This is a genomic window from Asticcacaulis aquaticus, from assembly GCF_028550415.1.
Classification (GTDB): domain Bacteria; phylum Pseudomonadota; class Alphaproteobacteria; order Caulobacterales; family Caulobacteraceae; genus Asticcacaulis; species Asticcacaulis aquaticus.
Window position 1 is genome coordinate 1 of record NZ_JAQQKX010000022.1, and the last position, 12,616, is coordinate 12,616.

Genomic DNA, 12,616 nt, shown 5'->3' on the forward strand with positions numbered 1-12,616 from the left:
TGACGCCGCCGACATAGGCTAGACCCTTGGTGCGGGTGCCCGCATTCGAGTCGATCCAGGCATGACCGGCGCGGGTGCGCTTTTTCAGCGTGTAACCGTCCGGCGTCAGCTGCGACAGGCTGAAATCGCCCCACTCCGGAATCCATTTCAGACCGTCCTGCACGGCCTTCGACAGGTCGGCCACGGCGACGGCCTTACCCTCGATCTGAGCGGCCTTAGGCGCCTTGCCCGCATCGCGGCGCAGGCCGGTGATCGGACGCACAGCCTCACCCCAGACGCCGACACCATCGCCCGACAGGCGGATATGACGGTTGTGTGTCTCTTCGGTCATCGGCGTCTTGGCCGTGACGCCCAGACCGCGGATGAAGTCCTTGGCCGGATCACCATCATAGATGAAGGAGTGGACGATGCGGACGCTTTCCGAACCGGCATAGAAGTAGAGACGGACGCTGAAAGGCAGCCAGTCGCGGCCATTTCCACCCCCCTCTTTACTTGAGTGCGTGCCTTCGACCTTGAGCACGGCACGGACCGGGCCGGTCTGTTCGACCGTGACCTTGGTCACCTTGCTGGTGAATTTCTGCTGGTTGACGCTGCCCGTAGCGTCGAGATCCGGCTGATCCTGCCACAGGGCAACCAGTTTGGCTTCTTTCAGCGTCAGGCGGCCCGCCCGAGTCGCCGAGGCGATCAGATACTCGCCCGAGGTCGGCACGACCCAGACGAGGTCGCCGGACGTCACGGTGACGGCGTCCGCCGCCTGTTTGACGCTCACGGCCTTGGCAGACGTGGCCGCCTTACCGGCGGTCAGCGACAGGCCGTCGGTCGGTGCACCACCGGCCACAGCGTGGGCGGTCCATTTGAGTGAGCCGTCGGGCCAGTAGGCAATCGGCCACGACTGTACCGGCACGTCACCCAGCTTGAACTCCGGCGTCTTGCCCTTGCTCAGCTTCACCGTGCCGCGCGGCCACGGCACGCCCAGCGTCCCGCCTTCGAACGCGTTCGGTTTACCATCCAGCCATTTGAGGTCGGTCGACGACACCGGCTTGGCGGCAACGGGCGCGGCCGCTTCGGCGACCCAGGGGACCGACGACAGGGCGCCAAAAGCGGTGGCCACCTGCAGGAGATGACGGCGCGAAAGCGAAAGGTTCGGCATGTTAGATTTCCCAGCCTGATAAATTGGTCTGCCGGTTTAACGGCACACACAGGGGTTTCCGGCGCGTGGTTGACCATTTTAGCGCCATTTTGATCGTAAATGACGCCAATGCGCATTTCATGTCAACATCAATCGGCAGGAGCGATACGGCATAAAAAAACCGCCGCCCGGAACCCCGGACGGCGGCATTTGGTTGTTTGGCTTATCGACTATTGCAGACGATAGGTCATACCGAAGGTCATCCGACGCCCGGCATAAACCGTCGACCAGGCATTCACTGTTCCATCCGAGAAGCCACGATCGGCAGAACCGATGCTGACCGCACCCTCGTTAAGCAGGTTACGACCTTCGACGTAGATTTCAACGCTTGGGCTCAACTTATGCGTAAGTTTGGCATCAAGATAACCGTACTTTTGCGCATAGACCGGTTCACCCGGGTTGTAGGGCAGACGTACGCCATTGATCGGGTTGAGGATCGGGAAGTTATTGACCGAGTAGTTTTCAATATTGGTCGGGAACGAGGTCGAGTTGGAGTTCGCCGACACGCTGCCGTTACCCGAGACGAAGTTCAGGACCTCATCACGCGCTTGATATGCCACGCGAACATTAGTCTTGCCGTCATCGTACCACAGAACCAGATTGGCGTAGTAATTGGGGCGACCCGTGACGCCGACGTTTTGCCCAGTGAGCGGATCGGTGTAGCCACCGGCGCCACTGGCCTTGTTCGTCGAGATGTTGAAATCAACACCCGTATAACGCAGGCGCCACGGCAGGAAGGTGAGCGCCGTCTTGGTCGCCAACTCCCAACCCGACATCACATAGCCGGGGCCGTTGATGTAGGTGTTGTAAGCGAAGGTGAAGTCCGAAATCGGACGACCGGTGGCCGGATCGATTTCATCCGTACCCGCAAACAGCGGCACATCCACAACGCGAACCACGACCGGTGCACCGATCTTCACCTTCTGGCGATAGTAGGCCAGAGACACGAAGGTGTCCTTGTTCGGATACCATTCGATCGAGGTGTTGTTTTTGGTGGCGGTATAGGGCTGCAGTTCCGGATTGCCGAAGGTAGTGCAGGTCATGTCCTCTTCAGCGCCCGCATCGACACGATCCTCGACGCGTTCGTCAACCGTACAGGTGCCGGCCGGCCACAGGCGGCCAATCGGAGGACGAGCAACGGTCTTCGACCAGTTGTAACGGGCCACAAGCTTGTCGGGGATAACCCAAAGAGCCGCGTTATAGCTGGGCAGCCAGTCGGTATAGGAGCGGTCGATATTGATCGGCTTAGTAATCGTCGTCGTCGTAATATTAGCCGCCGGATTGGTATCAACCCAGTTGGCATTCTTACGAATAGACGTCAAACCGACGAAGCCCGAGCCCTGAACGGAAGACTTGACATAGCGCACACCGAAGTTGCCGCTGAACTCCATCCCCAGCGGAAGCTGTTGCTCGAAGTCGAACATATAGTAGGCGGCGGTGACCTCTTCGTTCGACTTGCTGACCGGCTGGTCATACATGATGCCATCGCTACCCGCGCAGCGCTTGATACAGTCGAAGTTATAGTTCCTCGTGCTGGACAGCTGCGAGAAGGCTTTGTCGATATCGATGCTGTCCCACAGTTCGAGGCCATCGACACCTTCATAGCCGTTCATGAAAGCACCGTCGTTGTATTCGATGCTATTTTGCAGGATCGACACGAGCTGCGCACGGGTTACGGTTTCCGTACCATAGAGGAAGGTCGTACCCGTTGTGGCGTTCGGCACATAACCATAGACGCAGGCATTGGCGGCCGTCGTCGTCGAGATATTCTCACACGCACGCACAGAGCTACGGCCCGCCAGGGTAGGAACGAAAACGTTCGGCTTCGGCGAGAAGCCACCCGCACCCCAGTAATCGTTAAGAACCTGACGATAGCTGACGCCGGCCTTGAAACGCTTCAGGATCGGGAAGTCGTTCATGCTGTAAGTCGCATCGATCTTGGCGGCGTTTTCCGTCGTTTCGACCAGGCGCGGATTGTACTGCAACGTAATGCCGCCGGTATATTGCGGCATGCCCACCGCCGAAGCGGCATTAAGCTGAACATAATTGTTCATGTCGTTGAAGTCGAAGTTGGACGGCAGAACGAAGTCCCAGATACCGCTCGGCAGGACCTTCATCGTCGCCGTGCCGTAGTTCGTGCTACGCGACATGCGCTTGTCGTAACGCGTGTAGGTGGCTTCGGATTTGCTGCCCTGGAATTCAACCAGCAACGGACCGTCCTTATAGGTACCGCCCGCCAGAACGTAGTTATTTTTCCAGATCTGCTCGTTGTGGATGTGGTCCACACCGTAGCTGGCATTGGTCAGATCGAACTGCGTCAGGTGATGGTTGCTGTCCATCACAATGCTGGTCGGAACAATGTTCAGCGCCACACCATTCACCGGGAACGCCATATTGACGACCGAACCGGCCAGCGTCTGATCCAGAGTAGCCGCTTTGGTCGGCGTACCGGCATTATAGATATAATAGCCATTCCCAGCGACCGGCGTCAGAACAACTGGCGTACCCGTCGCAATATTGGTATTACTGACCAGATTCTGCGTGGTAATGCCGGTCACGCCGGCATAATAGGCGTTGATACTACCGCGTGTGCGCTGACGGTTATCTTCCGTCTGCAGACGATCCGCAACCTGATACTTGACGTAAACCGAGAGATGGTCATTGACCTTGTAATCGAAGCGAATATCCCAGTTGAGACGATCTTCATACTGGGTCAGGTTCTTGTCACGCACGAGGTTCGGAGCATAGTCGTTCCACTGATTCATGCAGGTGATCTGCTCTTGAATCCGCTGAGACTGAGCGGCGGCGCGGTTGGCGTTGCTGGTCCCCGCGACAATCGTGTTGAGCTGCGCATCCGTATAAAGCGGGAATTGCGTCAAGCATTCAGCTTTGGTCTTGGCCGCTGCCGAACGCGTCAGGATTTCCACTGGCGTCAGCGAATTGAACTTGCCACCCGCAGTAAGATCCCATGTGGCGACGGGATCATTGGCACCTGCGCCATTGGCCAGAGACGGATCAAAAGAGAAGGTCTTGTTGGGCGAATTGTCGAAGTCGAAGGCGCGCAGATATCCGTAAGCGTTATTCGTGCCGGCAACGTTGAGCTGATGGCTGTCATTCAAACGGCGTGTCTTGGTAACGTTAAAGATCACACCGAGACGGTTGTCGAAGAATTTGCGCGAGGCGACGATATTGACGTCAGGCGACCACTTCTGGCTCAGCGAATTCTGATCCAGACCCACCCGCATCGAGAGGTAGGGCTTTTTGAAATCCAGGCCCGAACGGGTCTTGATCTGTACCGTGCCGCCCAGACCGCCTTCGGTCTGATCCGGTGTTTGGCCCTTGACGACGTCGACGCTCTTGATCAGGTCGGCCGGAAGCTCGCGCAGGTCCGAACCGCGCCCCCCGCCATTGCCGCCGTTGACCGCCAGGTCAAAGCCCGACGAGTTGACCGACATGCCGTCCATTTCAACGCGCGTCAGGTCAGGGCCGTTACCGCGCAGCGTCAGGCCTTCGCCTTCACCGCCTTCACCGCGGTTCACTGACATACCGGCGATACGCGAAATGGCTTCATTGAGGTTACGGTCAGGGAAGGAGCCGACATCTTCAGCCACGATCGAATCTGTTGCCGTCTTGGCCTTTTTCTTACGGTCAATAGCCGACTGCTGAGACGCACGCGTACCAACAATAATAACTTCGGTGACTTCGTCGCCCTTGGCAGCGACCGGCGCTTGCTGCGCGAAGGCCGGGGCCGAAACGGCCAGCATGGCCAGGCCGGTGCCGGTCATCAGATAACGGGCGAACGCGCCCTTGGGTGATTTGTGCATTTATATTCCTCCGAATGCCGTGCAGACGGCATGCCCCTTAGCGATGGCGTTAGTCCTTAGACTGTACGAAGGAAAGCGACGGACCGGCGCGGGAAACGCCGAATCCATATGCCGGGATCGGATATCCGTTCCATTGACCGCCTAAGCGGTCGAACCACGTACCCTTCGTCTGTGCAAAGTGGCACTTAAATGGTGTTGGAAACGAACCTCGCGGTCCGGTTTTCACTCCCCTGCCAGGGTCCTGTTTTTGGTGGACCTCTGACCTAACAACCTGTTGGATGAGGTTGACCTTTGATTGACCGATAGTGATAAGTCAAGCCACATTACGATCACATTCGGGCATTCATCAGACAATATTGCAATATTTGGTCGGCAAAGTTACCCAAAAACCACAATCCTCGCCATCCGCGCGCAAAATGCTGCATCTGCGTCCACCTCCACCAGTGTCGACAGAGATCACTTCCATTGAAACGTGGTTCCAAAAAGAAGGATGAAATGGTTTCCTAAAAATAGATATAAATTAAATTCTCTTTATTTATCAAATAATTAATGAAAATTCACACATGCTGATTGCAGGTCACCCTCTGCGCGAATCGAGCTAGGCGCGACCCGTATGCAGCGCCCATATGTCCAAAACGATACAAGAGCGCCCCTCACAACCAATTGTAATATATAAATAAAATTATCAAGCCTTTTCAATTTCTTGCCAATTCCTTAACTTTAGGCGCAAATTGCGTCACCAGAGACAAATCATGTCCATCCTGCGATAAATATGTCGGACATTGTTAGCGCTAACAGATCAACTTCAATCACGTTCGCGCACCTTCTGTACAGTCCTGAACATTTATGAGATAAAAAACCGACAGGTAGGGGCGCATTCTGCGTAGAACCGCCAGACGCGGGCATTCGGGACACCGCACGGAGGACACATAATGACAATTCTGAAACGGCACCTGAGGCTGGGGGCCTGCGCCGTGGCACTGGCAGGAACCGGTATCGGCCTGGCCTTGCCCGCCAGCGCCCAGAACGCCAGCTCGACGAACATGCAGGTCGAATATCTCGACCGCGGTGCTGTCGCCGTGACGGCAGACAAGGGCGTGCTGGTCAGCTGGCGCGCGCTGACGACCGACGACGCGAAGCTCGGCTTCAACGTCTATCGCGACGGCAAGAAGCTCAATGCCAAGCCGATCAGCGACCGCACCAACTTCACCGACGAAACCGGTACGGCCAAAAGCGCCTATGAGGTGCGCGAAGTCTCGGGTGGCAAGGAAGGCAAGGCCTCGAAAGCCCAGATCATCGATGGCTATCTGACCATCCCGCTGAACAAGCCCGCCGACGGCACGACACCCGACGGTCAGGTCTATGGCTATACCGCCAATGACGCCTCGGTCGGCGATGTCGATGGCGACGGCCAGTACGAGATCTTCCTCAAGTGGGACCCGACCAACTCGCACGATAACGCCCATACAGGCTATACCGGCCCGGTGCTGATCGACTGCTACCGCCTCGACGGCACGCAACTGTGGCGCATCAATCTGGGCCGCAATATCCGCGCGGGCGCTCACTATACGCAGTTTCAGGTCGAGGATTACGACGGCGACGGCAAGGCCGAGCTGATCGTCAAGACCGCCGACGGCACGACCGACGGTCAGGGCAAGATCATCGGCGACGCCAATGCCAACTGGGTCGAAGGCGGCGGTGAGATCGAAAACAAGGACAAGACCGGGTCGCGTGTCGCCGCCGATGGCAAGCTGATGGCGGGCCTGACCGGGCGCATTGTCAAGGGGCCGGAGTATCTGAGCGTCTTCGAAGGCGCGACGGGCCGCGTCGTTGACACCATCGCCTATCCGTCGCCGCGCGGGCCGAACGGACCGGATGCGACGCCGGACGAGCTGAAAGAGCGTTGGGGCGACGCCTATGCCAACCGCTCGGACCGCTATCTGGCCGGGACAGCGTGGCTGGACGGCGTACATCCGTCGGCGGTCTTCGCCCGCGGTTACTATGCGCGCACGACCATTGCCGCCGTCGACTATAAGGGCGGCAAGCTGGTCAATCGCTGGTACTTCGATTCCAAGGAAAATGGTCTGGCCGAAAAATATTCGGGTCAGGGCAACCACCAGTTCTCGGTCGCCGATGTCGATGGCGACGGCAAGCATGAGATCATCTACGGCTCGCTGGCACTTGACGACAACGGCAAGCCGCTGTGGAGCACGGGCATGGGCCATGGCGATGCGCTCCACGTCTCCGACTTCGACCCCAGCCGTCCGGGTCTGGAGCGCTGGGGCGTCCACGAAAACATGAAGATGTCGGAAAACCACGGCTCGGCTCTGGTCGATGCCCGGACCGGCGAGATCATCTTCCGTATTCCGGCCGAAAAGGATACCGGTCGCGGCGTGGCGGGCGACATCGATCCGCGCCACCCGGGTGCCGAATTCTGGGGGTCGAACTCCGGCGATCTGTACGACGTCAAGGGCAAGGTGATCGGCAAGCGTCCGGGCCAGATGAACTTCATGATCTGGTGGGACGGTGACGCCCTGCGCGAACTGCTGGACGGCACGAAAATCTCCAAGTGGGACTGGGCAGCGGAAAAAGCCAATGTGCTGCTCGACGCGCAAGGCACTGACAAGAACAACGGCACCAAGTCGAACCCCGCCCTGTCGGCCGATCTGTTCGGTGACTGGCGCGAGGAGCTGATGCTGCGCAGCGCCGACAATACCGCCCTGCGTATCTATTCGACGGCAATCCCGACAGCGATCAAGCTGACCACCCTGATGCAGGATCCGCAATACCGCGCGGCGATCGCCTGGCAGAACACCGCCTACAACCAGCCGCCCTGGCCGTCCTACTTCATCGGCGACAAGATGAAAGCGCCGCCGAAGCCGAACGTCACGGTCGTGAAGAAACCCTGATAACCCTCACCCTCCGGAGCCTGCCTTCGGAGGGTTTTTACATCTGAAACGGCACAACCCCCGGACGGATAAGCGAAAAATTCGTCCGATCAAATTTATGTGCTTTTAATTCCGCTTTGAATCCCTATAGATTCACGATTAAGTTGCGTTTCTGGCTGTATCATACCGCTCAGGTATCGACGTTACCAACTTCAGGACGAGGACAGAACGTGCAGAAATATCAGATCAGGGGGATGACGGAGATGGACCCGGCCGAGGAGTTCAAGGACTTTGCCTATATCGTGTCCCATGATCTGGCCGGTCCCGTGCGTTCTCTGGTCGAGTTTTCGCGTCTGCTGGTCGAGCAGGCCCCCGTGCCGCAAACCGACGAAGCCAAGACCAACCTGTCCATGGTGCTGGAAAGCGGTGAAAAGCTTCAGGAAATCCTGCAGGGCCTGCTGCAGTTTTCCCGGCTCAATACCGTGCCGCGCCTGAACCAGAAGGTCGATCTGGAAGAGGTCGTCGCCCGCGTGCACATGAACCGTCAGGAAGACCTCGACATGATCAAAGGCACGCTGAACCACAGCAAACTGCCGGAGGTCAGCGGCGACCCCAACCGCCTGTATCAGCTGTTTTACATGCTGATCGACAATGCCATCAAATTCCGCAGCCATGAACGCCCGTTGAGCATCGACATCGCCTGCGAAGACACCGAGCGCGATTACTGGATCTCCATCGCCGACAACGGTCTGGGCATCGACCCGATGTTCTATGACGACGTCTTCCGTCCGCTGCGCAAGCTGCACACGGACGAGCTCTATGACGGCTCCGGCATGGGGCTTACTCTAGCGCGCAAGATCGCCATCATGCACGGCGGTCAGATCGGCATCGGCTCATCGGAAACCGGAACGGTAATCTCGTTCAGCTTGCCGAAAAAGGGCGTGGCGGCCTAGGGTCTTTACATCCACCCGCTCAGGTCTGACGGCCAGCGAAACGGTCCGGACCGCCCAGGATCGCCATGTCGAAAAAAAAATCGGTCACCGCGCTGACAAAGCGTTTGAACTGATCGAGGCTGCCCGGCTTGATGACGTAGCCCGAGGCGTGCAGACCGTAGCTGACCGTCACGTCGCGCTCGGCCCCCGATGACGACAGGATGATCACCGGAATATGCCTCAAGGCCGCATCGGCCTTGATCTGCGTCAGGACGTCGGTGCCGCTCATCTTCGGCAGGTTGAGATCGAGCAGGATCAGGTCCGGCAAGGGTGCATCGGCGTATTCCCCTTCACGCGCCAGAATGGCCAGCGCTTTTTCCCCCGTATCGGCCACCGTCAGGTTCGACTCCAGATCGGCGGCCTTGAAAGCGCGCGCGGCCAGGATCGCGTCGCCGCGATTGTCGTCGACGACCAGTATTTCCGCCGGGCGGTTCAAACGGGTCATGGATGGGCCTCCGTGGAATGAACTGGTTTTATCAGGGATTTCGCTATGGTGAAATAGAAGCGGCTGCCGTCACCGGGCGCCGAATCGAGCCAGATACGTCCGTCATGATTTTCGACGATCCGCCGGCAGATGGCCAGACCCAGACCGGAGCCCTGCACCTTTTCCCACTGCTGCAAGCGACGAAACGGCTCGAAGACGTCTTCGTGGAAGGCCACGTCGATGCCGACTCCGTTGTCGGCGACGCAAAACCGCCAGTGCGGGCCTTCGTCGCGCGCCGATACCGCCACATAGGGGACGTTGTCGTCGGGCTGATACTTGATGGCATTGGCGATCAGGTTCTGGAACAGGCGCAGCAGCTGCACCGCATTGCCATGGACGCGCGGCATGGGCTCTATGCGCACCACCGCCCCGGATTCGCGGATCATTTCCCCCAGATTTTCGCGGACGTGGCCCAGCTGATCGTACAGGTCGATCTCGCCATAGGTCAGGCCTTCGCGCCCCAGTCGCGCATATTGCAGCAGATCGCGGATCATGGCCTGCAACCGCTCGGCCGACCCGGCAAGGATATCGAGATAGTCCCGGCCATCGGCGTCGAGCCGCTCGGCATAGTCCTCGCGCACGATCTGGCTGAAATTGGCGATCATGCGCACCGGCTCCTGCATGTCGTGCGACGCGACATAGGCAAAGCGTTCCAACTCCGTATTGGAGTCGATCAGTCTGGCCAGAAGGGCCTCGCGCTGCCGCGCCTCGGCCTCGCTCGCCGTCATGTCGCGGACAATGCCGCAAAACCCGATCGCGTCATCAAGCGTGAACTGCCGGAACGACATCTCCATCGGAAAGGTCGTCCCGTCCTTGCGCCGCCCCTGAGGCGTCTCCGGCGCGTCGCCCGTGGCCGCCCGCGCCGCCTGACTCGCCTCGAAATAGCGGATGAAGCCGTCATGTCCCGAATGATAGGGTTCCGGCAGCAGGGTCTTCATATGCCGGCCGATGACCTCGGCAGCCGCATAGCCGAACATGGCCTCGCAGGCCGGGTTGAAGCTGTCGATCACCCCGTGCGCGTCCAGCGTCATAAGACCGTCGGGCACGTGGTCGAACACGGCTACGGCCCGCGTCCGCGCCGCCCGGGCCAGAGCCTCCGCGGCCTGCCGCTCACCCGCATCGCGCAGGATCAGGACCGCGCCGTCCGCATGAGTCGAGACAGAGACATCCAGAGGGACGGGCCGCCCCGAACGGTGTCGGGCGATGAGGTCGCCCCGGCTGAAACCGGTCGCATCGAACCCCTGACTCAGCAACAGGGCCTGAAAACCGTGTCCGTGCAGTTTCTCCGGCCTGTAGCCCAGCAGGCGGCCCGCCGCCGGATTGACGTAGCTGATCACGCCTCCGGTATCGAGGGTCATGAAACCATCGGGCGCCGCCTCGAAAAGAACCTTCACATCCACCGCCATACGGCAGCTTTCCCTTACGCTTCGATGAACTGAACGGGTACGCGGACACTAACAACGGATTGGCAACACATTTCGCGACTCATTTCGCCACGCATTTCGCGACTCTGGCGCATCGCCGGACTATACGCCCTAAAGGCGAAATGCCGCCTCACAATTACGGGAAGTGCGTTTTTAATCAAGAGGCTTGATAAAGCACAAGGTAAGTGGTCGGTGGGCGTCGGGACTTGACGCTGCGCATCGTGTCTGAAATCGTCGCCTTTTGCGGAGAACCGGATGCACCTGCCGCCGAAACAAGGCGCCGCCTTCGATCCCCTGAGCGAAGCCTTTGCGCGCGATCCCTATCCCGCCTATGCCGCCCTGCGCGCCACCGCTCAGCCGGTCTATTACGCCCCCTTCGATATCTGGCTGTTGTCGCGGTATGCCGACGTGCAGGCGGCGGCGTTGAACCCGCTGTCCCTGCGTTCGCTCGATCACCTGATGAGCGCGGACGAGATGGCCGAAGAGCGCCGTGCCCAGAACTGGCACGACATGCCGTTTCACGCGCGCTTCGTGCAGTTTTCCATGCTCAATGCCGACGGCGAGGTCCATCAGCGCCTGCGCAAGCTGGTGTTTCGCGAATTCACGCCGGGTCAGATCGAGCGTCTGAAAACGGGGGTCGCGACCTATGTCGGCGGGCTGTTCGATCGGCTGGGCGGGCCATTCGACTTCATCGAAGACCTGGCGGCGCATGTGCCGGGACTGGCCATCGGGCGCTTTCTCGGCGTGCCGGACGAGGATTGTCCGCAGCTACGCGGCTGGTCCGACGACATCGTGCAATATTTCGATATCGATCGCACGGACGCCCGCAAGGCCCTGGCCGAACGCACGACGAAAACCTTTTACGACTACCTCACCGACCTGTCGAAACACCGGCGGCGACACCCGAAAGACGACCTGATCTCGCGCCTGATCGCCCGCTGGGACACCGGTGAGCTGAGCGAGGACGAATATATTTCGACCTGCATGCTGATCCTCATGGCCGGGCACGGCTCAACGATCGATGCACTTGGCAATGGCCTGACGGCGCTGCTCCGTTTTCCGGATCAACGATTGATGTTAAGCGCCGATCGGACGCTGATGCCGACCGCGATTCAGGAGATGTTCCGCTACGACGCGCCCCTGCCCTTCTTCCATCGGTACGCCTCGGAGGATATGGAAATCAACGGCTGGGAGCTGCCGAAAAGCACGAAGATCGGCCTGCTCTACGGTTCGGCCAATCGCGATCCGGAGGCCTTTGCCGACGCCGATACCTTCGACATTACGCGGACGCCGAACCGGCATCTGGCCTTTGCCGCCGGGCCGCATTTCTGCCTCGGCAACCATCTGGCGCGCCTGAATATGGAGGCGGTGTTTTCGCAACTCCTCGATCGCTACCCTCGGATCGAGCCCGTGACCGAACCCGTCTTCAAACCGGGCCTGTCGTTACGCGGGCCGAAATCCCTGCCGATCGCCGTGCGTTAACCTTTCGTTAACCCTAAGCGTTCACGGTTTGTGCGAAAGCTTCCGTGAGAGTTCCCATGCGTAAATCCCGTCCCCTCGGCCTTAGGCTGTACGACCGCGCCCTGGTCGAAATCCTCGGTCAGACCCGACCGCAAACCGCCGAACGCGATGAAACCCGAGCCGGCCTTTATCGTATCGGTGGCTTCGTTTACCGCGAAAACGGCACGCCCCTGCCGTCGAAGCCGCCCGCCCCGCCGGTCCTGCTTGTCTATTCCACGGGGTGTAGATTGGTGAGGGGATAAGGGGCTGACAAACGGCCCGGCCCGTCTTACATAAGAATCCAGGCCGGAGGGG

8 protein-coding genes are annotated in these 12,616 nt (G+C 59.3%); 4 read left to right on the forward strand and 4 right to left on the reverse strand.

The window, feature by feature from the left end; all coding sequences use genetic code 11:
- A partial coding sequence (locus PQU92_RS17780; RefSeq protein ID WP_497006756.1) for an exo-rhamnogalacturonan lyase family protein occupies positions 1-1,150 on the reverse strand: 1,150 nt, incomplete at its 3' end.
- Between the two features lie 209 nt (positions 1,151-1,359).
- Positions 1,360-5,013, reverse strand: a complete 3,654-nt coding sequence (locus PQU92_RS17785) for a TonB-dependent receptor (protein ID WP_272749644.1) — start codon at positions 5,011-5,013, stop codon at positions 1,360-1,362.
- A gap of 932 nt (positions 5,014-5,945) precedes the next feature.
- On the opposite strand from PQU92_RS17785, the gene PQU92_RS17790 reads away from it, so the two are divergent.
- On the forward strand, positions 5,946-7,922 hold the full coding sequence (locus PQU92_RS17790) for a rhamnogalacturonan lyase (protein ID WP_272749645.1): 1,977 nt from the start codon (positions 5,946-5,948) through the stop codon (positions 7,920-7,922).
- A gap of 209 nt (positions 7,923-8,131) precedes the next feature.
- Entirely contained in the window at positions 8,132-8,854 is a 723-nt protein-coding gene (locus tag PQU92_RS17795; RefSeq protein WP_272749646.1) for a sensor histidine kinase, read from the forward strand.
- A 19-nt stretch (positions 8,855-8,873) separates the two neighbouring features.
- On the opposite strand, the gene PQU92_RS17800 is transcribed toward PQU92_RS17795, so the two are convergent.
- Both PQU92_RS17800 and PQU92_RS17805 read right to left on the reverse strand, forming a co-directional pair.
- Positions 8,874-9,338, reverse strand: a complete 465-nt coding sequence (locus PQU92_RS17800; RefSeq protein WP_272749647.1) for a response regulator — start codon at positions 9,336-9,338, stop codon at positions 8,874-8,876.
- Entirely contained in the window at positions 9,335-10,771 is a 1,437-nt protein-coding gene (locus PQU92_RS17805; protein WP_272749648.1) for a PAS domain-containing sensor histidine kinase, read from the reverse strand. Before PQU92_RS17805 ends, PQU92_RS17800 begins: the two co-directional genes overlap by 4 nt.
- Before the next feature lie 285 nt (positions 10,772-11,056).
- Here PQU92_RS17805 and PQU92_RS17810 point away from each other — a divergent pair, with 285 nt between their 5' ends.
- A complete protein-coding gene (locus PQU92_RS17810; protein WP_272749649.1) occupies positions 11,057-12,283 on the forward strand; it encodes a cytochrome P450 in 1,227 nt (408 codons plus the stop codon).
- Positions 12,284-12,339: 56 nt separating this feature from the next.
- Complete coding sequence (locus tag PQU92_RS17815; protein ID WP_272749650.1) at positions 12,340-12,564, forward strand: hypothetical protein; 225 nt, start codon at positions 12,340-12,342, stop codon at positions 12,562-12,564.
- Positions 12,565-12,616: the final 52 nt, after the last annotated feature.